This is a genomic window from Prosthecodimorpha staleyi (assembly GCF_018729455.1).
Classification (GTDB): Bacteria; Pseudomonadota; Alphaproteobacteria; order Rhizobiales; family Ancalomicrobiaceae; genus Prosthecodimorpha; species Prosthecodimorpha staleyi.
The window spans coordinates 404,400-426,402 of record NZ_JAHHZF010000003.1 but is presented as its reverse complement, the minus strand read 5'-3'; the positions used below and the strand labels follow the sequence as shown (position 1 = coordinate 426,402).

19 protein-coding genes are annotated in these 22,003 nt (G+C 70.3%); 6 read left to right on the top strand and 13 right to left on the bottom strand.

Annotated elements, in window-relative coordinates; all coding sequences use genetic code 11:
* Positions 1–121: 121 nt before the first annotated feature.
* The 4 genes from KL771_RS07945 to KL771_RS07930 all read left to right on the top strand — a co-directional run bounded on the left by KL771_RS07945 (position 122) and on the right by KL771_RS07930 (position 5,664).
* Entirely contained in the window at positions 122–901 is a 780-nt protein-coding gene (locus KL771_RS07945) for an SDR family oxidoreductase (protein WP_261968006.1), read from the top strand.
* 242 nt (positions 902–1,143) lie between these two features.
* On the top strand, positions 1,144–1,593 hold the full coding sequence (locus tag KL771_RS07940; protein WP_261968005.1) for a host attachment protein: 450 nt from the start codon (positions 1,144–1,146) through the stop codon (positions 1,591–1,593).
* A gap of 213 nt (positions 1,594–1,806) precedes the next feature.
* A complete protein-coding gene (locus KL771_RS07935) occupies positions 1,807–2,643 on the top strand; it encodes a universal stress protein (RefSeq protein WP_261968004.1) in 837 nt (278 codons plus the stop codon).
* Between the two features lie 294 nt (positions 2,644–2,937).
* Entirely contained in the window at positions 2,938–5,664 is a 2,727-nt protein-coding gene (locus tag KL771_RS07930) for a bifunctional acetate--CoA ligase family protein/GNAT family N-acetyltransferase (protein ID WP_261968003.1), read from the top strand.
* Positions 5,665–5,745: 81 nt separating this feature from the next.
* Here KL771_RS07930 and KL771_RS07925 read toward each other — a convergent pair whose 3' ends face one another.
* The 8 genes from KL771_RS07925 to KL771_RS07890 form a co-directional block, all read right to left on the bottom strand.
* Positions 5,746–8,175, bottom strand: a complete 2,430-nt coding sequence (locus KL771_RS07925; protein WP_261968002.1) for a caspase family protein — start codon at positions 8,173–8,175, stop codon at positions 5,746–5,748.
* A 140-nt stretch (positions 8,176–8,315) separates the two neighbouring features.
* Positions 8,316–8,444: a hypothetical protein gene (locus KL771_RS07920; RefSeq protein ID WP_261968001.1), complete on the bottom strand. Its 129-nt coding sequence runs from the start codon at positions 8,442–8,444 to the stop codon at positions 8,316–8,318.
* A 9-nt stretch (positions 8,445–8,453) separates the two neighbouring features.
* Entirely contained in the window at positions 8,454–9,068 is a 615-nt protein-coding gene (locus KL771_RS07915; RefSeq protein ID WP_261968091.1) for a caspase family protein, read from the bottom strand.
* A gap of 234 nt (positions 9,069–9,302) precedes the next feature.
* Complete coding sequence (locus tag KL771_RS07910) at positions 9,303–10,928, bottom strand: hypothetical protein (RefSeq protein ID WP_261968000.1); 1,626 nt, start codon at positions 10,926–10,928, stop codon at positions 9,303–9,305.
* Between the two features lie 125 nt (positions 10,929–11,053).
* Entirely contained in the window at positions 11,054–12,718 is a 1,665-nt protein-coding gene (locus tag KL771_RS07905; RefSeq protein ID WP_261967999.1) for a thiamine pyrophosphate-binding protein, read from the bottom strand.
* A 245-nt stretch (positions 12,719–12,963) separates the two neighbouring features.
* Positions 12,964–13,431, bottom strand: a complete 468-nt coding sequence (locus tag KL771_RS07900; protein ID WP_261967998.1) for an Hsp20/alpha crystallin family protein — start codon at positions 13,429–13,431, stop codon at positions 12,964–12,966.
* Positions 13,432–13,566: 135 nt separating this feature from the next.
* Complete coding sequence (locus KL771_RS07895; RefSeq protein ID WP_261967997.1) at positions 13,567–14,376, bottom strand: hypothetical protein; 810 nt, start codon at positions 14,374–14,376, stop codon at positions 13,567–13,569.
* Complete coding sequence (locus KL771_RS07890) at positions 14,267–14,755, bottom strand: hypothetical protein (protein WP_261967996.1); 489 nt, start codon at positions 14,753–14,755, stop codon at positions 14,267–14,269. Before KL771_RS07890 ends, KL771_RS07895 begins: the two co-directional genes overlap by 110 nt.
* 523 nt (positions 14,756–15,278) lie before the next feature.
* Between KL771_RS07890 and KL771_RS07885 the strand changes: the two genes are divergently transcribed.
* Positions 15,279–15,707 (top strand): hypothetical protein, encoded by a 429-nt coding sequence (locus tag KL771_RS07885; protein WP_261967995.1) that lies wholly within the window; start codon positions 15,279–15,281, stop codon positions 15,705–15,707.
* A 70-nt stretch (positions 15,708–15,777) separates the two neighbouring features.
* On the opposite strand, the gene KL771_RS07880 is transcribed toward KL771_RS07885, so the two are convergent.
* The 4 genes from KL771_RS07880 to KL771_RS07865 all read right to left on the bottom strand — a co-directional run bounded on the left by KL771_RS07880 (position 15,778) and on the right by KL771_RS07865 (position 19,632).
* Positions 15,778–16,455, bottom strand: a complete 678-nt coding sequence (locus tag KL771_RS07880) for a LutC/YkgG family protein (RefSeq protein WP_315901487.1) — start codon at positions 16,453–16,455, stop codon at positions 15,778–15,780.
* Positions 16,455–17,930, bottom strand: coding sequence for a LutB/LldF family L-lactate oxidation iron-sulfur protein (locus KL771_RS07875; protein WP_261967994.1), 1,476 nt, complete (start codon positions 17,928–17,930; stop codon positions 16,455–16,457). Before KL771_RS07875 ends, KL771_RS07880 begins: the two co-directional genes overlap by 1 nt.
* 68 nt (positions 17,931–17,998) lie before the next feature.
* The gene (locus KL771_RS07870; protein ID WP_261967993.1) at positions 17,999–18,769 is read right to left on the bottom strand and encodes a (Fe-S)-binding protein; all 771 of its coding nucleotides are present in this window, start codon (positions 18,767–18,769) and stop codon (positions 17,999–18,001) included.
* Between the two features lie 59 nt (positions 18,770–18,828).
* Positions 18,829–19,632, bottom strand: coding sequence for an FCD domain-containing protein (locus KL771_RS07865; RefSeq protein ID WP_261967992.1), 804 nt, complete (start codon positions 19,630–19,632; stop codon positions 18,829–18,831).
* Between the two features lie 263 nt (positions 19,633–19,895).
* Here KL771_RS07865 and KL771_RS07860 point away from each other — a divergent pair, with 263 nt between their 5' ends.
* The gene (locus tag KL771_RS07860) at positions 19,896–21,257 is read left to right on the top strand and encodes a DUF3422 family protein (RefSeq protein WP_261967991.1); all 1,362 of its coding nucleotides are present in this window, start codon (positions 19,896–19,898) and stop codon (positions 21,255–21,257) included.
* Between the two features lie 88 nt (positions 21,258–21,345).
* On the opposite strand, the gene KL771_RS07855 is transcribed toward KL771_RS07860, so the two are convergent.
* Positions 21,346–21,747: a c-type cytochrome gene (locus KL771_RS07855; protein ID WP_261967990.1), complete on the bottom strand. Its 402-nt coding sequence runs from the start codon at positions 21,745–21,747 to the stop codon at positions 21,346–21,348.
* Positions 21,748–22,003 lie beyond the last annotated feature (256 nt).

Here is a 22,003-nt window from a genome sequence, read left to right as displayed (position 1 = left end):
GCTTCCGGGAAAAGGTTATGTGCGGAAGGCACTTGGCCAACCCCTGCGCGGGTCTTCCCGCCGCACGGCGTTCGGCCGGGGCACCGGAATCGGACAGTCACGCGAAAAGGAACGGCAAGCCATGGATCTCGGCATCAAGGGCCGCAAGGCGATCGTCTGCGCCGCGTCGAAGGGCATCGGACGGGCCTGCGCCCTGTCGCTGGCGCGCGAGGGCGTCGAAGTGCTGATCACCGCGCGCGGTGTCGAGGCGCTGGAGGCGACCGCCGCCGACATCCGCGCGGCGACCGGCGCGACCGTCCATACGGTCGCCGGCGACGTGACCACCAAGGAGGGCCGCGCCGCCATCCTGGCTGCGATGCCGGACCCCGACATCCTCGTCAACAATGCCGGCGGCCCGCCCGCGGGTGACTTCCACGACTGGGACGAGACGACCTGGACCAAGGCCGTCGAGGCCAACATGATCACCCCGATCATGCTGATCCGCGCCGTGGTCGACGGCATGGCGGCGCGCAAGTTCGGCCGCATCGTCAACATCACCTCCTCGGCCGTGAAGGCGCCGATCCCCGAACTCGGCCTCTCCAACGGCGCCCGCGCCGGCCTGACCGGCTTCGTTGCCGGCATCGCCCGGCAGATGGTCCGGCACAATGTGACCATCAACAACATGCTGCCCGGCCATATCGACACAGATCGGCTGACCGCCAACATCGCCGGCAATGCGGCCCGTTCGGGGCGCAGCGTGGAGGAGACGCGCGCCGCGATGCTCGCCGCCAATCCGGCCGGCCGCTTCGGCACCGCGGAGGAATTCGGCGAGGCCTGCGCCTTCCTGTGCTCCGCCCAGGCCGGCTTCATCGCCGGCCAGAACATCCTGATCGACGGCGCCCGCTACCCGGGCACCTTCTGAGGTGTGTGATTTCAAAGTATGCGCGCTCGGATCGAGCGCGAGGTGGTGCGGGTCTTGTAGCGCTCATGAAGAGTGGCCTACCGCCCTCTGCCTGGACGAAAAAGCTACCGAGATCAGCCCGTGCAAGGGATATCGGCCCGTCCATTTATTGACGTAAGGGCATGTAATCGACCGTTGAGAAGGATCAACGCGGAACCCGTCGAGGCTCGATAGTCTTCCTGTAAGCAACATGGGAGGACATCATGCGACGCGAAACGACTTGGGTTGTGGTCGCCGACGGAGCGCGGGCGCGCATTCTGGAAGCGCTCGGGGTCGGCGCCGGGCTGCGGCAGATCGAGAACGGCACGATGGCCGGCAGCCGGGACCTTGCCTCCGAGATCGGCAGCGACCGGCCCGGACGGACCTACGAGAGCGTCGGCGGCCAGCATCATGCCGTCGAGCCGCACACGCCGGTGCGCGAAAGCCTGGAGCGTGCCTTCATCGAAGCGGTCGTCGACCGGCTGGTCGCGGCAAAGAAGGGTGGGCAGTTCGACCGTTTGGTCTTCGTCGCCGCGCCGCATGCGCTCGGCGTCTTCAGGGCACTGGCGCCGGACGCGCTGCAGCAGAAGGTGGTCGGCACGCTGGACAAGGATCTGACGCGCGAGCCCAACGAGGCGATCGCCGAAGCCGTCCGCGCCTTTGCGCCGGTCTGACGGCCGGCCCGATGCGGCGCCCCGGTGCCGTCCTCCGGGGCTCTGCACTCCGTGCATGGCGCCGATCGGAAAAGACGGGGCTCGATGCGCGTGTCGCGGTCTTAGATTTGACGCGCATCAACGACCGTCATGTGGGTGCGCCTATGGTGCGCGGCGTCGGGGCGGATCCCGGACGGACGGTCCCAACGGCTTCCCGACACGAGGAGATTTTCCATGGCCATCAAGGATATCCTGCTTCTGCTCGATCTCGGACAGAAAGCCGGCCCCTCCGCGGCGGTCGCCGTCGACCTCGCCGCCCGCTTTCAGGCGCATGTCACCGGCGTGGCGCTCGCCATCGATCCGATCGTGCCCGGCTTCGTCGCCGCGCCGATTCCGGTCGAGCTGATCGAGGCGGCGCGCGACGAGGCGATCCGGACGGCGCAGGGCGCGGCCGCCGGTTTCGAGGCGCTGGCCGAGCGGGCCGGCGTGTCGCGCGAGACCCGCATCGTCGAGGTGCTGATGGGCGGCGCGCCCGACAGCCTGCTCGCCAATTGCCGCCTGACCGACCTGGTCGTGGTCGGCCAGCAGGATTCCTCCGCCCCGGAAGCGATGCGCGAGGAGCTGATCGAGGCGGCCCTGTTCGAAGGCACCGCGCCGCTCCTGATCCTGCCCTACATCACCCGTGGCGGCTCGATCCCGACCGGCAAGGTGATGATCGCCTGGGACGGCAGCCGCACCGCCGCCCGCGCGGTGCATCATGCCCTGCCGTTCCTGGCGATCGCCCAGTCGATCACCGTCGTGATGGTCGGCACCGCGCTCGACCAGCCCGGCGAACCGGGCGCCGATCTCGCCACCTATCTGGCCCGGCACGGCTTCTCGGTCGAGGTCGAGACCATCCCGGCACCGGCGACCGGCGTCTCCGACGCGCTGCTCAACCATGCCGCCGACCGCGGCTTCGACCTCCTGGTCATGGGCGGCTACGGCCACAGCCGCGTGCGCGAATTCCTGTTCGGCGGCGCGACCCGCGGCATTCTCGCCAACATGACCGTGCCGGTCCTGATGGCGCACTGATCTCCTGCGGCGGACGGGTCCGGCTCCGGCCGGACGTGCCCGCCGCCAAAAGCCAATAAGGCAGCCCCACGGGGCCGGCCGGCCCGTCCGGGGCGGTCCGGCCACCGATGGGAGGTTCCGGGAACGAAGCGTCCGGTCCATGATGGACGCCGCCCGCCCGCGTCCGCCGGCCGATGCCAGCGGTCGAGACCGGGCCGGAGGGCGAGAGCCGCCGTTCGTGCGGAACGTAGTGCGCCAGCGCCGCGTTTCCGGTCGTGCGGGCATCCTCCCGTTCCTCGATCTCCCGTGGGCGCCATGACGGTCCGCAATCTCGAAGGCCTCTTCACCCCCAAGTCGATCGCCGTGATCGGTCCGGCCCGGATCGGCGCCGATGCCGCGCGCCTGCTGGTCGAGCGGCTGGCCGCCGGCGGGTTCCGGGGGCCGGTCGCGCTGGTCGGGCTGGAGCCGGAGGGCGCGCCCTTTCCGGGCGGATATGCCACGGCAACCTCGCTGGCAGACTTCTCCGGCCCGGCCGATCTGGCCGTGATCGCCGCCGGATCCGAAGGCGCACCGGAGACGGTCGCGCGGCTCGGTGCGCTCGGCACCCGCGCGGTGCTGTTTCTCGGCCGGGGTTACGACGAATGGCCGGCCGACCTGCTGCGGCGCACGCTCGAGGCCGCGCGGCCCTTCACCATCCGCGTCGTCGGCCCCGGCAGCCTGGGGGTGATCGCACCCCATGCCGGGCTCGATGCCAGCCTCGCCGCCCGCACCGTCGCCAAGGGCGATCTCGCGGTGATCTCGCGTTCGGCCGCGATGGTCAATGCCACGCTCGCCTGGGGGGCGGCGCATGGGGTCGGCTTCTCGTCGGTCGTCTCGCTCGGCCAGAAGGCCGACGTCGACGGCGGCGACCTGCTCGATTTCTTCACCCAGGACCCGCGCACCCGCGCCGTGCTGGTGCATCTCGAGACCATCTCCAGCCCGGCCAAGTTCATGTCGGCGGCGCGCGCCTGCGCCCGCACCAAGCCGGTCGTGGTGATCCGTTCGGGCAAGAGCCGGCAACGCCGGCCGGAAGGCCGCACCCATTCGGCGCGCCTCGCCACCACGGACGCCGTCTACGACGCCGCGTTGCGCCGGGCCGGCCTGCTCCGGGTGACCTCGATCGACGAACTGTTCGACGCCGTCGAGACCCTGACCAAGGTCCGCAACGCCGCCTGCCGGGGCGTCGCGCTGGTCGCCAACGGCCGCTCGATCGCGACGGTCGCGGCCGACGAACTCGACCGCCAGGGCGGCCGCCTGGCCACGCTCGGCGAGGCCACCGTGGCGGCGCTCGGCGCCCATATCCGGGCCGGCACGCTGGCGACCGATCCGATCGTGCTCGCCGACGATGCCGCGCCGGAGACCTTCGGGGCGGCCATCGCGGCGCTTCTGGCCGATCCGGCGATCGACACCGTGATCCCGATCCACGCCCCCAACGCCTTCGTGCCGTCGACGGCGGTCGCCCGCGCGGTGGTCGGCGCGGCGGCCGCGCAGGCCAAGAAGCTCGGCCGCAAGAAGGCGATCGTGACCGCCTTCCTGGATGAGAATCCCGAGACCCGCCAGATCGTGACCGGCGCCGGGTTGCCCTACCATCCGACACCGGAGGAGGCGGTCCTGTCGACCGTCCACCTGATGCGCCACGCCGCCGCCCAGGAAAGCCTGATGGCGACGCCGCCGAGCCTGCCGGCCGATTTCACGCCCGATCCCGACGCCGCCCGGCGGTTGGTCGCCCGCGTGCTGGGGGAGGGCCGCCACTGGCTGACCGCCGTCGAGGTCGCGACGCTGCTCGCCGCCTACCGCGTGCCGGTCGCCCCGACCGTCCTGGCGCGCGATGCCGATGCGGCGGTCGGTGCGGCGCGCGCCCATCTCGCCCGCGGCGACAAGGTGGCGATCAAGATCGCCTCGCCCGACATCGCCTTCAAGTCCGATGTCGATGGCGTCCGGCTCGGCCTCGCCGACGAGGACAGCGTGCGCCGTGCCGCCTTCCAGATGATGACGCGCATTGCCGAGGCGCATCCGGACAAGCGTGTCGACGGCGTCGTGGTGATGCCGATGATCGAGCGGACCGGCGCGCTCGAACTGATCATGGGCATCGCCGACGATCCGGTCTTCGGGCCGGTCGCGGTGTTCGGCCGCGGCGGTACGGCCGTGGAGGTTCTGGCCGACCGCGCACTCGATCTGGTCCCCCTCGACATGAATCTCGCCCGGGCGATGATCGCCGAGACCCGCGTCTCGCGCCTCCTCGCCGGCTACCGCAACCGGCCGGCGGCCGATGTCGACGCCATCGCGCTGACGCTGGTGAAGCTCAGCCAGCTTGCCGCCGACATCCCGGAGATGCGCGAACTCGATCTCAACCCGATCCTGGCCGACCAGGACGGCGTGATCGTGCTCGATGCGCGCATCCGGGTCGAGCCGGTCCAGGTGCGGGCCGGCCGGCTCGGCCATCCGCGCCTCGCCATCCGCCCCTATCCGAAGGAATGGGAGCGCGACATGGCGCTCAAGGACGGCAGCCCCGTGCTGGTGCGTCCGGTCCGGCCCGAAGACGAGGCGCTCTATCCGGAATTCTTCGAGCATGTCACCGCGCAGGACCTGCGACTGCGCTTCTTCGCGCCGATCAAGGAATTCACCCACGCCTTCCTGGCCCGACTGACCCAACTCGACTACGGCCGCGCCATCGCCTTCGCGGCGATCCTGAAGGAGACCGGGCAACTGCTCGGCGTCGTCCGTCTGCATGCCGACCCGGATCACCGCACCGGCGAGTATGCGATCATGCTGCGCTCCGACCTGAAGGGGCAGGGGCTCGGCTGGAAGCTGATGAAGCTGATGATCGAGTGGGCGCGCGCCGACGGCCTGGAGACCGTCAAGGGCGAGGTGCTGCGCGAGAACACCACCATGCTGGCCATGTGCACCGCGCTCGGCTTCTCGGTGAAGAGTTCGCCGGACGACGAGAGCATCGCGGTCGTCACCCTGCCGGTCGAGGTCGCCGACCAGCTGGCGGCGGAATAGCGCGGCCGGAGGCGCATCCGCCGAACCGGCGGCGGTCCCTCGGCGGCTGCGCCGGCAGGGCCGTCGATCCGGACGGCGCGCTCACTTCTCGATGCGGTTGAGATAGTAGTCGGCGCCGCCGAGGGTGCCGTAGACATGGGGCTCCTGGGCGTTGGCGGTCAGCGCCAGGACGTCGTCGCGGACCAGCCCGAACAGCTTGCGGACCTCGACGGCCGGCCGCGCCATGGTCTTGGCGAGCGCCGTCGCGAAGGGGCTGTTGGTGGTGCCGGCGCCGTCCTGCGCGGTCTGGCCGCCCTTGGCGGCATAGACCACCAGCGTGCCGCCGGGCGGCTCGATCTGGCGGGCGAGGCCGCGGGTGCCGACCGAGCGGGTCGCGACGCGCTTCATGGATTGGGCGAAGGGATTGTCCCGGCAGGCGTCCAGGATCACGATCCGCATCAGCCGGGCATTCTGGACCGTGTCGAGCACCCGGTTCAGGCTGACCGCCTCGTCGCCGATGCTGCGGTCGCTCTTCAGGCCCGCATCGACGGGAACGAGCCAGTTGATCCCGTCGACCTCGATGCCGTGGCCGGCATAGTAGACGACCGCCCAATCGGCCTTGTCGGCCTCGTCCTCGAACTCGGTCAGGGCGGCGACGAATTTCGAGCGATCGGCATCCGAGACCGTGCGCACCAGGTCGAAACCGGCGGCCTTCAGGCTGTCGGCGACGAGCTTGGCATCCTTGGCCGGGTTGTCCAGCCCCGGCACGCGGGTATAGGCGCTGTTGGCGATGACCAGGGCGACGCGCCGTTCCTTCGCGACCGACGCCGGCAGCAGGGAGACCGGGGCAGGCGGGGGCGGCGGCGGGGCGGCGGCCACGACAACCGGGGCCGGGGCGGGGGGCGGGGCAGCGGCGGGCGCACCACCGGCGCGGAAGGCAGCCTGGATGGCCTCGGCCTCGGCGCGGACGGCCGCATCCGCCGGTGCCAGCTTCTGCGCCTTGCGGATTTCGAGCGTGGCCTGGGCGAGATGCGGGATCGGGTCGGCCGAATCCAGGGCGGCGGTGCGACGGTGCGCCTCGGCGGCGAGGCGGTAGGCCTCCGGCGTCTCTTCAAGCCGTGCCGCGCGACCGGCTTCGGTGATCACCGAACCGACATCGCCGCGGATCCGCAGCGCCTGGGCCTTGGCGAGATAGCAGGCTGCGCAGCGGGGATCCTCGCGCAGCGCGAGGTCGGCCCACCGGATCGCGTCGGCGGGCGCACCGGCGGACAGAGCGACGCGGGCGGCCAGTTCGTAGAGATAGACGTTGAGCGCGGCCTCCTGTGCGGTCGGATTCTTGCCGACCGAGTCGCGAATCATCGCGGAGGCGGCGGCCAGAGCGCCGGCACGATCGCCACCCGCATGCTTCAGCAACGTCCGGCCATAGCCCAGCAGGCTGCGGCCGAGTGAATCGCCCGTGGTGAGCGAGGCTTCCATCGTGGAGATGATGAGTTCGGCGCCGGGCGGCGCCTTGCCGGCCTCCAGCGAGGCCATCAGCCGCATCGCCGCATAGAACTGCTCGTCCTCCGGCCGCCCCATCAACTCGGCCTTCAGATCGGGAAGCTTCTGAAGTTCGGCATCGAAGCGGTCGAGCGCCGCAACCGCCTTCGGCCAGTCGTTCTCGGCGGTCGCCTGCAGGCCATCGAAAACGACCTGGACGATCGTGGGCGGGATCTTGTCCTTGGCAAGGTCCTTCTCGAAGTCGGCGCGTTCCTGCTGGATCACGGCGGTGTTGCCGGTCAGGAGGGCGAACACCGTCACCAATTCGTGCGGACGCTTGTCCGATTCGGTGGCGATGAAATCGGCGATCTCCTTCGGATCGCGCGCCACCGAGGCCAGAATGCCGCAGCAGACATCCGTCCCCTGGACCACCAGGGCGGCATAGATGTTGCGCGGAAAGGTGTAGGCCGGCGACGCCGAGCGCAGCGCCCGGACGGTCTCGACGGAGGCGTCGAACTCGCCGGATGCGGCCTGGGCACGCGCCCGTCCCAATCGCGCGGCGTATTTCTGATGCTCGCTGGCTTCGAGCGTATCGAGGATCGGGTAGGTCTCGCGCGGCCGGTCGAGCGCCAGCAGGGCGTGATACTGGCGCCACAGGATGTCGCTGTTGTCCGGCCAGATCTCCAGCATCTGCTTGATGACCGGAAGCTGGGCGGCCGGTTCGGGCAGCAGGGACAGGAGCGCCTCGCCGGCCTTGATGCGCTGGTCGTAGGTGGCGGAGCGGTTGTCGAGCATCAGCTCGCAGACCCGCGTCCGTAGCGCCGCGGTCTCGCTTGCGCGCTGGCAGGTCGCCAGATCGCGCTCGATAATCTCCTTCGGTCCGAAGGTCGGCGTCGGCGCAGGCGCCGGAGCGGGCGTGGGCGCCGGGCCTGCTGCGGCGGCGGGCGCCGGTGCGGGCTTCGGCTTTGTGGCGCCCAGGGCCGGGCCGGCCAGCGCCAGCGCGGCCCCGATGAGAAGTGCGGGAAAGCGGAAGAGAGACGACCGGCCAACCATCGAAATGCCCCCGGCTGCGGACCGGTAGGCATCATGACAGTCTATATGGAAACCGCAATGTGACGGCGCCGGCCGTCACGCGGATTGCCGCTGCCGGGGCAACGGCCGGGATGGTGGCCCGGCCCCGGGGATACGCTCCCTCAGCGGCTGCCGCGCAGCTTCTCGATGGTGGTGGTCGGCGTAATGCCTTCCGGGTCGACCTTCAGGTACAGCAATGCCGGGCGGTCGGCGGCCGCGCCGCAGCCGACCCGGCGTGGCCTTTGATCCACGCCGCCGGCTCACTTCTCGACGCGGTTGAGGAAATAGTCGGCGCCGCCGAGGGTGCCGTAGACATGGGGCTCCTGGGCGTTGGCGGTCAGCGCCAGCACGTCGTCGCGGACCAGCCCGAACAGCTTGCGCACCTCGACGGCCGGCCGCGCCATGGTCTTGGCGAGCGCCGTCGCGAAGGGGCTGTTGGTGGTGCCGGCGCCGTCCTGCGCGGTCTGGCCGCCCTTGGCGGCATAGACCACCAGCGTGCCGCCGGGCGGCTCGATCTGGCGGGCGAGGCCGCGGGTGCCGACCGAGCGGGTCGCGACGCGCTTCATGGATTGGGCGAAGGGATTGTCCCGGCAGGCGTCCAGGATCACGATCCGCATCAGCCGGGCATTCTGCACCGTGTCCAGCACCCGGTTCAGGCTGACCGCCTCGTCGCCGATGCTGCGGTCGCTCTTCAGGCCCGCATCGATGGGAACGAGCCAGTTGATCCCGTCGACCTCGATGCCGTGGCCGGCATAGTAGACGACCGCCCAATCGGCCTTGTCGGCCTCGTCCTCGAACTCGGTCAGGGCGGCCACGAATTTTGAGCGATCGGCATCCGACACCGTCTGGACCAGGTCGAAGCCGGCGGCCTTCAGGCTGTCGGCGACCAGCTTCGCGTCCTTGGCCGGATTCTCCAGCCCCGGCAGCGGGTATAGGCGCCGTTGGCGATGACCAGGGCGACGCGCCGTTCCTTGGCGACCGAGGCCGGCAACAGGGAGACCGGGGCGGGCGGCGGCGGCGGCGGGGCGGCGGCCACGACGACCGGAGCCGGGGCGGGAGCGGGCGCAGTGGCGGGCGCGCCGCCGGAGCGGAGGGCTGCCTCGATCGCCTCAGCGGAAGGCCGCCTCGATCGCCTCGGCCTCGGCCCTGACGGCCGGATCGGCCGGTGCCAGCTTCTGCGCCTTGCGGATTTCCAGAGTCGCCTGGGCGAGATGGGGGATCGGGTCGGCCGGATCCAGGGCGGCACTGCGCCGGTGCGCCTCGGCGGCGAGGCGATAGGCCTCCGCGGTCTCTTCGAGCCGTGCCGCGCGGCCGGCTTCGGTGATCACCGAACCGACATCGCCGCGCGCCCGCAGCGCCTGGGCCTTGGCGAGATAGCAGGCGGCGCAGCGGGGATCCTCGCGCAGCGCGAGGTCGGCCCACCGGATCGCGTCGGCGGGCGCACCGGCGGCCAACGCGACGCGGGCAGCCAGTTCGTAGAGATAGACGTTGAGCGCGGCCTCCTGTGCGGTCGGAATCTTGCTGACCGAGTCTCGGATCATCGCCTCGGCGGCGGCAAGCGCCCCGGCACCGTCGCCCCGGGCATGTTTCAGCAGGGTGCGGCTGTAGCCGCGCGACCGGCGTAGGACCGGGTCGTCGCTACCGAAAGGGTCTTCGAGCGCGGCCATGACCAGGTCGGCCCCCGGCGGCACCTTGCCGGCCTCGAGCCCAGCCATCAGCCGCATAAAGTCGTAGTCTAGCTCCTCCCCGGGCTCGCGCATCACTTCGGCCTTGAAATCGGGGTTCTTCAGCAACTCCGCATCGTAGCGGTCGAACGCCTCGATCACCTTCGTCCAGTCGTTCGCGACGGTGGCCTGCATGCCGTCGAAGAGCGCCCGGATGGCGCCCGTCGGGACCTTGTCCTTGGCGAGTTCCGTTTCGAAGTCGGTCCGTTCCTGCTGGATCAGCGCCGTATTGCCGGTCAGGAGGGCGTAGACCATGACGATCTCGTGCGGACGCTCGTCCGGCGCAGCGGCGATGTAGTCGTCCATGGTCTTCGGTTCGCGCGTCGCCCAGGCTTGGTAACCGCAGCATATGCCGAGATCCTGCACCACCTTGGCGGCGTAGATGTTGCGCGGAAAGGTGTAGGCCGGCGCCGCCGAGCGCAGCGCGCGGACGGTCTCGACGGAGGCGTCGAAATCGCCCGCCGCCGCCTGGGCGCGCGCCCTTCCCAATCGAACGCCCAATCGAGCGGCGTAATTCTCGTGCTCGTTGGCCTCGAGCGTGTCGAGGATCGGATAGGTCTCGCGCGGCCGGTCGAGCGCCAGCAGGGCGCGATACTGGCGCCAGAGGAGGTCGGTGTTGTCCGGGTTGTCCGGCCAGATCTCCAGCATCTGCTTGATGACCGGAACCTGGGCGGCCGGTTCGGGCAGCAGGGACAGGAGCGCATTGCCGGCCTTGATGCGCTGGTCGTAGGTGGCGGAGCGGTTGTCGAGCATCAGCTCGCAGGTTCGCGTCCGCGATGCCTCCGGTTCACTGGCGCTCTGGCAGGTCGCCAGATCGCGCTTGATGATTTCCTCCGGGCCGAAGGTCCGCGCCGGATCGGGCGCTGGCGCCGGAGCGGGTGTGGGCGCCGGGCTGGCGGCGGGCGCCGGCGCGGGTTTCGGCTTGGTGGCCGCCAGGGCGGGGCCGGCCAGCGCCAGCGCTGCACCGACGACAAGGACGGGAAGGCGGAAAAGAGACGACCGGCCAACCATCGAATTGCCCCGGCTGCGGACCGGGGGCATCATGACAGTCTATGGTGAAACCGCAATGTCACGGGCGGCGGCCGGGATGGCGGGGCGCGCCGGCCCCGGCGGACCCGACCCCAGCGATGCGCCCCTCAGCGGCTGCCGCGCAGCTTCTCGATGGTGGTGGTCGGCGTAATGCCTTCCGGGTCGACCTTCAGGTGCAGGAGTGCCGGGCGGTCGGCGGCGAGCGCGGCATCGAGCGCCGGGGCGATCTGGTCGGTGGTCTCGATGGTGAAGCCGAGCGCGCCGTAGGAGCGGGCCAGCGCGGCGAAATCCGGGTTGACCAGATCGGTGCCGTGGACCCGGCGCGGATATTCGCGCTCCTGGTGCATGCGGATGGTGCCGTAGATGCCGTTGTCGACCAGCACCACGACGATGTTGGCGCCATAGTGCACGGCGGTGCCGAATTCCTGCATCGACATCTGGAAGTCGCCGTCGCCGGCGAAGCAGATCACCGGGCGGTCGGGGAACTGCAGCTTGGCGCCGACGGCGGCCGGCAGGCCGTAGCCCATCGAGCCGGAGGTCGGCGCGGCCTGGGTGGCGTAGCGGCGGAAGCGCCAGAAGCGGTGCACCCAGGTGGCGAAGTTGCCGGCCCCGTTGCAGAAGATCGCGTCGTCCGGCAGCACCGCGCGCAGATGCGCGATCGCGGCGCCGGTCTGGACCGCACCGGGAATCGCCGGCAGGGTCTCCGACCAGGCGCGATAGTCGGCATGGGCGGCGCGCGTCCAGCCCGACCAGGCGATCTCACCATGGGGCGGCTGCAGGCTCTCGGCCGCGCCCGCGAAGGCGGCCGGGCTGGCATTGATGGCGAGCGTCGGCCGGTAGACGCGGCCGAGTTCGTCGGCATCGGCATGGACGTGGACCAGGGTCTTGCCGGTCTCCGGGATGCCGAGCAGCGTGTAGCCCTGGCTCGGCATCTCCGACATGCGCCCGCCGACGATCATCAGCAGGTCGCTCTCGTCGATGCGCGCCTTGAGCTTCGGGTTGAGGCCGATGCCGACATCGCCGGCATAATGCGGGTCGAGATGGTCGAACAGCATCTGGCGGCGGAACGAGCAGGCGACCGGCAGGTCGAAGCGCTCGGCGAAGCGGGCGAACTGGCGCACTGCCTTCTCGCTCCAGCGCGAGCCGCCCAGGATGGCGAGCGGCCGCTCGGCCGCCCAGAGGCGCTTCTGCAGGTCCCACATCAGATTGAGGCCCGGATGGGTCTCGACCTGGACCCAGGGCTCGGCCGCCACGGCGGCGGCGGTCTCGACCAGCATGTCCTCGGGCAGCACCAGCACGACCGGGCCGGGCCGGCCGGAGGTCGCCTGGTGGAAGGCGCGGCTGACCATCTCGGGGACGCGGTCCGGGCTGTCGATCTCGGCGACCCATTTGGCGATCGAGCCGAACACGGCGCCGTAGTCGAGCTCCTGGAAGGCCTCGCGGTGGCGGAAGCTGCGCTCGATCTGGCCGACGAACAGGATCAGCGGGATCGAATCCTGCCGCGCCACATGCAGGCCGGCCGAGGCGTTGGTGGCGCCGGGGCCGCGGGTGACGAAGGCGATGCCGGGCCGCCCGGTCAGCCGCCCGGTCGCGTCGGCCATGAAGGCGGCGCCGGATTCGTGGCGGCAGACGATGGTGTCGATCGGACTGTCGTGCAGGGCATCGAGAACCGCCAGATAGCTCTCGCCCGGCACGCAGAAGACGCGCTCGACGGCATTGGCTTCGAGCGCCTGGACGAGCAGGCGGGCACCGGTGGTCTGGTTCGATGTCATGGAAAGGCGATCCGGGTCGGCAAGGGGAATGGGGTCGAGGCCCTTCTAGCGCCACTCGGCCCGGACGGGAACGCCGAAACGCCGGATTGTTCCCGATAGACGACAAATCGCACGCCGCCCCGCCGGTCCGGACATCCGGGCCGGCGCTCATGTCCCGTGCCCGGCCCGGACATCCGGGCCGGCGCACGTCTCCCGTGCCCCGATCGGCGGCCATCGGCCCCGACGGGACGGGCGGCGCGTGGCGCTCAGACCGATTTGATCGCGATCTTCTCGGCCGTCTTGGCGGCCTCCGGCGGCTTCGGCAGATGCACCTTGAGAACGCCGTTGGCGAAGGTGGCTTCGACGGTCTTGGGATCGGGCGCGAAGGGCAGCGGCACCGCACGCGAGAAGGCGCCGTAGGCGCGCTCGACGACGTGCAGATCCTTGTCCTTGGTCTCGTGCTCGGACTTCTTCTCGCCCTTGATGGTCAGCAGACGGTTGGCGACCGACACGTCGACATCCTTCTCGTCGACGCCGGGCAGTTCCGCGGTCACCTCGATCGCGTCGGCCGTCTCGGCGACATCGAGCGCGGGAAAGCGCGGCGTCGCGAGCCCCTTCAGGCCGGCCGGCAGTCCGCGGCCGAAGCTCTCGAAGACCTGATCGATTTCATCGCGCAGCGACCGGAACGGATCGCGCGCATCCTGACCCCAGAGATTGGGAAGCAGCGATTTCATGGCCATACTCCCGTCACGCAGGTTCCTGTCCGGAGCCCGGATGATCACGGGCTCCGGCACGCGGGACTATTCCAAAGCGCTTCGGGGGGCGCCTTGATGCGCATCAATCGGCCGTCCGGTTCGGTGCGGGAGTGCTCAGGCCGCGGCACTGCCGGGATGGCGGCGGTCGAAGGCCTCGGTCGCCGCGCTCGGATGCCAGACCGGCCGGTAGCCGGCCTTCAGGGCCATCACGGTGGAGGGCGGCGTGACCAGCGTGACGAGGCGGCTCTTGGGCCGCGGCAAGGGCGCGCCCCAGCCATGCGGTGACCAGGGCAGCATGTAGGGACCGCGCACCGCGAAGATCTGACGGTCGGGGCCGTCCGAGGCGATCGCCGCTCCGTCCGGCAGTGTGTCGATGAAGGCGACGTAGAGCCGCTTCTCGCGCCGGTCGCCCGGCTCGGTGCCGACGCGTTCCTGGTGCAGGATCGCGTCCATGTGGCCGGCAGTGGGCGGCGCGGCGAGGCCGTTGCCCCGTCCGAAGGCGGCGGCGAAATCCTGCGCGGCCTGCCGCCGGCATTCGAAGCACGGGCGGTGGCCGGCGGCGAGCGCCGTCACCTCGTCGAGGAAGAAGAGTTCGGTATAGCTCTCGCCCCAGACCGTGCGGCTGCGCTCGCGAAAGGCGATTTCGCAGCAGATCCAGGCCTTCGAGACCCAGCGCCGCGCCGGCACCAGTTCTCGGGTCCCGGGATCGTGGATGCGGCCGCCGCGATTGCCCATGAACAGGCCGCGGGCGGCGCTGCGGAACAGCGCGCCGAGCGGATCGACCCGGTTCTGCAGGTGGCCGTCGCCCCCGTCCTCACCAGCCGCCGGGCGATCCGGCGCCGGAATCGATGGGGCCGCCGCCTGAGTCCCCGCCGTGGAAACCGGCGAAGTCCGGCGCCGACGATCCGTGGGTGTCCGTGCCATGGTGGTCGCCTCCGTCGCTGTCGCCTCCCGGCCCGGCACTTCCGGCGGGCTCCGAGAGTGGGGTGGCCGGCGCGGCGTCGTGCTGGCCATAGGCATCGCCATGCCCGGCATGATGTCCGCCCGCATCGCCCGAGCCGTCATCGCCGGGACCGGCCTGGCCGTCCATGGTGTGATCGCCCGTGCCGTGATCGCCTGTGTCATGTTCGTGCCCGCCGTCCGGTCCGGCATGGGCGGCGGAGCCGGCTTCGCCCCGCTGTCCGTCCTGGTCGCCCGGCGCGTCCGCGCGCGCATCGTGGGTTGCTGCCGGCGTGGCGTGATCGCCGTGGCGGGCGAGAATGTCGGCGCCGATCAGCACGCCGCCGGCCGCGGCGGCCGCCATGGCTGCGGCACTGCCGGACGTTCCTGCGGCCGCAGGCAGCGCTGGTCCCGCCGGAGCCGGAAAGCTGCCCCCGCTCATGGCCGTGGACGGGTCGATCGGACCGCGCGGACCCGACGCCGGCCTGGGCTCCGGTTCTCGATCCCGCCTGCGTCCGAACCAACGCTCGAACCAATTCGCCATGCCGCCAGCCCTGTTCCGGCCGCGCCCCCTGGACGCCGGCCGACCGCGAGACCCCGAAGCCGGCGCCGGCCGCCATGGTGTGGGCGCGGGTGCCGCTCAAGCCTTTGACTTTCGAGCATTTCCCTTTCGCGCCGGTGAATCCAGCGGGATCGGACCTGCTCTCACGCGCAAAGGTTAACGCGCGACTGTGGCCCGACGGAGACTTTTCCCGGTCGCGCGGCGCATTCTTTGGGGCGGCAAACGCATTGCAGGCCGAGGGGCCGGCGCCCCCCATCCGCAACCGCCGCGATTGTGCCATCGTTAACCATACCGCACGCCCGGAAGCGGCGTCGGAGACGAGGGGGTGGCGATGGCAATCACCGAGACCTTCACCTACGGCGCGGCCTGGTTCGCCGTCGCCATCTCGGGCGGCATGGTCCTGCGCACGCTCGGGCGGGTCCGCGACGTCGGCTCCGCCCTGGCCGCGACCAGCCTGGCCTTCGAAATTCTGTTCGGTGCCGGTGCGCTTGGCGTCGCCGTGCATTTCCTGCGCACCGGCGAACCGATGCCGATCGCCTGGCTTGGCGGCGCCGCCGCGGCCGGCCCGGCCAACGGCGCAGGCGGCAGTCCGGCTGCCGTGGATGGAACCCGCCCTGTCGGCGGCGCCGTCGTGCCGGCCTGGCCTCCCGCGGCCTGGCCGACCGGCCATGACGTTCCGGCGCCGACCGGTCGCCCCTGCGGCGCCGCCGCGACCGATGCCGGCCACGGCGTAACGATCTGCCTCGCGCCCTGATCCACGGCCCGGCCGGTGCAGGCCGGCCGCAGCATCGGCCTCCGGTACAGGCCGGCCCGCCGGGGGATCGTCAGTCGGCGGCGCCGACCACGAGGATGTGCAGGCTGCGCGGGCCATGGGCGCCGAGCAGGATGGTCTGCTCGATGTCGCCGGAGCGCGACGGGCCGGTCACCATGTTGACGGTGCGCGGCATCACGCCCTTGCCGTAGACCCGTCGCAGCCGGTCCCAGACCGTCTCGGTGTCGCTCTCGATCTCCTCCGCCCGGACCACCACGATGTGGTATTCGGGCAGGAAGTTGAGCGTAGTCGGGTTGTCCTCGCCGGACACGAGCACCAGCGTCCCGGTCTCCGCCACGCCCGCGAAGGCATGGCTGAGGCCGACCAGGTCCTGCCCGTCCGACGGGCCGACCGAGACGGCGAGCTGCGGCTGGCCGTCCCAGGGCAGGGCGGCGAGGCGCGGATCGGCGCCCCGGCGCAGGGCCGCCGGCAGGTTGCGGCCGCGCAGATAGTCGGCGACCGCTTCGGGGATCGCCTCCGCGTCGGCGACGCGCGCCACCGTGCAGTTGACCCGCTCGGCCATCTCGGCGAAGAGCCGCGTCCGCTCGGCCGGCGGCAACTGTCCGCGCTTGGGGATCAGCCCGCGCGGCGGGCGCATCAGCCGGTCGGAGACCGTGGCGCGGCGGTCGATATCGGTCGCGGCAACGCCGAGCGAGCGGCGGATGCGGGAGAGAATGGCGTCGCGGCTCATCAGTGCCCCTTGGCGGCGGAAGCGGAAGCGGGAGACTTGGCGGCCTTCGCGGCCTGGCGCGCGAGGCGCTCGGCCCAGAGTTCGTGGAAGGTGCGGCCCTCGGGAGCCGGCAGGTCGCGGTATTTGGTCCAGCCGCCGGCCAGAGGCAGGCTCGCGAAGCGGCCGCCGGAGCGTTTGCCGAGCCAGCCGAGCATATTGGCGGCGATCCCGGTGGCGAGCCGGTAGAGCTTCGGCCGGCGGGCGAAGAAGGCCCACAGGCCGAGCCCCCAGCGTGCCGCGGCCGGGTTCAGGTGCCGTTCGAACTCGCGCTCGCGCCAATGCCGCATCATCTTGGGCAGCGGGATGCGCATCGGGCAGACGCTCTCGCAGCGGCCGCAGAAGGTCGAGGCGTTGGGCAGGTGGCCGGCCTTGTCGACGCCGACCAGCGAGGGCGTCAGTACCGAGCCCATCGGGCCGGGATAGACCCAGCCATAGGCATGGCCGCCGACCGAATGATAGACCGGGCAATGGTTCATGCAGGCGCCGCAGCGGATGCAGCGCAGCATGTCCTGGAACTCGGTGCCGAGCATGGCCGAGCGGCCGTTGTCGAGGATCACGACATGGTATTCGCCCGGGCCGTCCGGATCCTCCGGCCGGCGTGGGCCGGTCGAGAAGGTCGTGTAGCAGGACATGTCCTGCCCGGTCGCCGAGCGGGCGAGCACGCGCAGGATCTGCGCCACGTCGTCGAGCGTCGGCGTGATCTTCTCGATCGAGGCCAGCACGATATGCGCCTTGGGCAGGGTCTGGGTCAGGTCGCCGTTGCCCTCGTTGGTGACGATGATCGAGGTGCCGGTCTCCGCGACCAGGAAGTTGGCGCCCGTGATGCCGACATCCGCGGTCAGGAACTCGCGCCGCAGGACCGCGCGCGCCTCGCCGAGCAGGGTGGTCGGCTCGGTCAGGTCGCGGTCGGTCGCCAGATGGGTATGGACCCGGCGGAAATCGGCTTCGACCTGTTCCTTGGTGACGTGCACCGCCGGGGCGATGATGTGGCTCGGCCCCTCATTGCGGATCTGGATGATGTATTCGCCGAGATCGGTCTCGACCGGCCGGACGCCGCGCTCCTCGAGGTACTCGTTGAGGCCGATCTCCTCGGCGATCATCGTCTTGCCCTTGGTCACCGTGCGGGCGCCGAGGCGCCGGCAGATGTCGAGCACGATCGCGCGCGCGTCCTCGGCCGTCTCGGCCCAGTGCACCTGGCCGCCGGAGGCGATCACCTTGCGCTCGTAGGCCTCCAGATAGAGGTCGATATGCGCCAGCGTGTGGTTCTTGATGTCGCGGGCCCGGTCGCGCAGGGCTTCGAATTCCGGCAGGCGGTCGGCTGCGGCCTTGCGCTTGTCGATGAAGCCCTTCTCCACATGCCCGAGCGCCTTCTGCAGGTTCGGGTCGTGGAGCGCGTGGGCGGCATTGTCCTTGAAGGCGGGTGAGGTCAGCTGCATGGCGGCCGTTCAGGTCTCCAGGGGCGGAAGGGAGCGGGGCGAGGGGGCGGGGAGGGACGGCTCAAAGCTCAGCGCCCCTCGCCGATGGCCGGGCCCTTGGCGCCGGCGAGGATCTCGGCGACGTGGCGGGCCTCGACCGGGCTGCCGGCGCGCTTCAGCTTGCCGGCCATGTTCATCAGGCAGCCGAGGTCGCCGGCCACCAGCGTGCCGGCGCCGGTCGCCGCGATGGTGGCGACCTTCTTCTCGACGATGTGGTTGGAGATGTCCGGATACTTGACGCAGAAGGTGCCGCCGAAGCCGCAGCACACGTCGGAATCCTGCATCTCCTTGACGGACAGACCCTCGACACGGGCGAGCAGGCGGCGCGGCTGCTCGCGGATGCCGAGTTCGCGCAGGCCCGAGCAGCTGTCGTGATAGGTGACCGTGCCATCGAAGCGGGCGCCGGTGGTCTCGACGCCGAGCACGTCGGCCAGGAAGGAAACCAGCTCGAAGGTCTTGGCCGAGAGCGCCTCCGCGCGCGCCTTCCAGGCCGGCACGTCGGCGAACAGCTCGGCATAGTGCATCTTGATCATGCCGCCGCAGGAGCCGGACGGCGCGACCACATAGTCGTAGCCCTCGAAGGCCTTGATGACGTCCTCGGCGAGCGCGCGCGCATCGGCCCGGTCGCCGGAATTGAAGGCCGGCTGGCCGCAGCAGGTCTGCGCCGCCGGCACCTCAACGTCGCAACCGGCATCCTCCAGGAGCTTCACGGCGGCGAAGCCGACCGAGGGCCGGAACAGGTCGACCAGGCAGGTGACGAACAGGGCGACGCGCGGCCGGCGGGCGGGGGCGGTGGACATGGGCTTCGGGTTCCTGGTCGGCTTCGGAATGAGGGTGGTGGCGATTGCGAGGTGAAGGATCAGTCGGGTCTGGCGATGGGGCGGCTCGCGCGCAGGCGGCGGCTGTCGAGCAGTTCCAGGCGCAGGGCCGCGCTGTGCGCGCGGGTGTCGATCCGCTCGACCTCGCGCGTGGTCGCCTCGACATAGTCGATATGGGCTTCGGCGGCGCGGCGGGCGCGGTCCGGATCGCCGGCCAGAATCGCGGCATGGATGGCGAGATGCTGGGTCATTAGCTGGGTGCGCGCGGCGTCGCGGCCATAGAGGCGCGAACGATGGTAGAAGACGCCGTCGGCGAGCAGCCGGTAGCAAGAGCGCAGCGTGTGCAGCAGCACGATATTGTGCGCCGCCTCGCCGACGGCGGTGTGGAATTCGAGATCGAGCGCGGCCTCCTCCTCGGCGATGCCGGTCGCATGCGCGGCCTGCATGTCCTCAATGACCCGGGTCAGGATCTGCCGATCCGCATCGGTGGCGCGCGCGGCGGCGAGCGAGGCCGACCAGCCTTCGATCGCGCGGCGGAACTCGAGATAGTCGGCCACCGCCTCGGGATAGCGGCGGATCAGGTCGACCACTGGTTCGGAGAAGACCGCCCCGATCACATCCGCCACGAAAGTGCCTTCGCCGTGACGGGAGACCAGCAGATGCCGGTCCTCCAGCGTCTTCAGGGCCTCGCGCAGGATCGGCCGCGATACGTCGACCTGCGCCGACAGGTCCCGTTCGCCGGGCAGCCGGTCGCCCGGCCGCAGGATGCCTTGCAGGATCAGGAGCTCGATCTGCTCGGCGACTGCGTCGGCAGTGCGGTTGTGGCTGATCTTCTCGAATACCATCGCGTTCCGAAGGCAGGTTTGTTCAGAAAGCAAGCTCGTTCCGAAGGCGATTTCGTTTCATCGGCCGTCGCGTCGGTCGCACCGTCCGGCCCGCAGGTCTGGTCGGAAAACGCGATTGGATGACCATAGCGCCACGGGCCAAGCTGGTCAATTTTTTTGTCCACTATGCTCTGCGGCGATGCGCCTGGCTTGCCGGATGGCGTCGGCGCGATCGGGCGGGTAAACAGGGAACCTGCACCGCATCAGTTCAGGGAATGGCGCCGATGGAGACCGAAGCCACCTCGCTGCCGGCCCGCGATCCGGACCACCGGGCCCCCGATTTCCGCGCGCCGGAAGCCCGGTCCTTCGAGCCGCATCCCTTGCGTGCCGAGATCCTCGGCGAGATCCATGCGCGTCCGTTCCGGCTGGTCAGCGCGCCGCGTGTTTTTTTGCATTATGCCTTCGAAGTCGTTCGAGGCGCCTCCAAACCGGACCGAATTGCTTTCAATGAATTGTGCCGCGCGCAGGGCCAGCCCGGCCCGGGGCCGGACGCCCGCCACCACGTCATTCCCTTCGGCACCGGCACGCTGAAATGGGAGCGGCATGCGGAATTCACGACCTACAGCTGGGACGGTCCCTTGCCCGAAGGCGCGGCCCCCTTCGCCGAGCGGCCGATCGCCCATCCCTTCGGCTCGGGCTTCGTGCCGCCGGGGCCGCTCCTGGTCGCAGTCCGTCTCGACCTGTTGCGGCTCGGCGGCGATGTCGAGGCGGTCGCCCATCTGTTCGATCCGGCCAGCCTGTGCGTCTCCGACTGCTTCGGCGGATCGGCCGTGGCGGTCACCGATTTCCGCCAGGACGGCGACGGCCGTACCCGCATCCTGGCGATCGACCGGGGCCTGAACGACCAGCAGGCCGGCGGGCTGGCGCAGCGGCTCCTGGAGATCGAGACCTATCGCACCATCGCGCTGCTCGGCCTGCCGGAGGCGCAGCGGATCGGTCCGGACATTCGCCGCATCGAGCGCGAACTGGCCGATATCGGCCACCGCATCCGATCGACCGACGGGCTGGAGGCCAACCGCCTGCTGCTCTCGGACATTACCCGGCTGACCGCCGATCTGGAGGCCGGGGCGGCGGAGAGCTCCTACCGGTTCGGCGCCAGCCGCGCCTATGACGATATCGTCAAGGACCGGCTCGGCGCCATTCACGAGCATCATGTGCCCGGCTACGGCACCTGGTCGAGCTTCCTCGCCCGGCGCACCGGCCCGGCCATGCGCACCGTCCGGGCGACCCTGCAGCGCCAGGAGGACTTGTCGGAAAAGCTGAACCGGGCCGCGCAGTTGCTGCGCACGCGGGTCGACATCGAACTGGAGCAGCAGAACCGGGACCTGCTCGAATCCATGAACCGCCGCGCCCGCCAGCAGCTGCGGCTGCAGCAGACCGTCGAGGGTCTCTCGGTGGCCGCCGTCAGCTACTACGTGGTCGGGCTGATCGGCTATCTGTTCAAGGCGATGAAGGAGGCCGGGCGCCTGCCGGTCGACCCGAATATGGCGACGGGCTTTGCCGTGCCGGTCGTCCTGCTGGTGGTCGCCTTGATCGTCCGGCGCATTCGAGCCGCCCATTCGGACGACGATCATGCCGGCCATTGAGCCGGCTTGTCACTCCGTTGCAATGAAATCGGCATGAAAAAGCCGGGTCCCGCGGGGCCCGGCTCCGATTTCGCCAAAGGCGAAACGGTCACTTCTTCTTGCCCGAAGCGTCGAACTGCTTCAGATAGGCGATCACGTCCTTGACTTCCTCTTCCTTCTGGAGGCCGACGAAGGACATCTTGTTGCCCGGCAGATAGGCCTTCGGGTTGGAGACCCACTTGGAGATATGCTCTTCGGTCAGGAGGGTGCCTTCCTCGTTGGCCTTCTTCAGAGCCGGAGAATAGGCATAGCCCTCGACGGCGCCCATCTTGCGGCCGACGACGCCGTTCAGCTGCGGGCCGACCTTGTTGGTCGCGCCTTCACCGACCGCATGGCAGGCCTTGCACTTGTTGAAGACCTTCTCGCCGTTCGCGGCATCGCCGTCGTCGGCCTTGGCAACGGAGATGGCAGTCAGGAAGGCAGCGGCGGCGATGGCCAGGAATTTCGTCATAAGTTCGACTCCCATGAGGCGTTGGGTTCTCGGACACCCGGCCTGATCGCTCCCCGCCCGGAGTGCGATCGCCGGATCATTCATTCGGATCGCCTCCGCGGAGTCCGAGCCCGAAGGCCGGATGCCGCCGCGATCGCGTTCTCTCCCGACATTCAGCGTCCTATCCGAGACGACGAGCGATCGGAACAAGGAATTTAGTCCAATTCCTGTCCAGCGACATTTGGAAGCAGCGGGTTTGCCCCGATGGTTCCGAAAA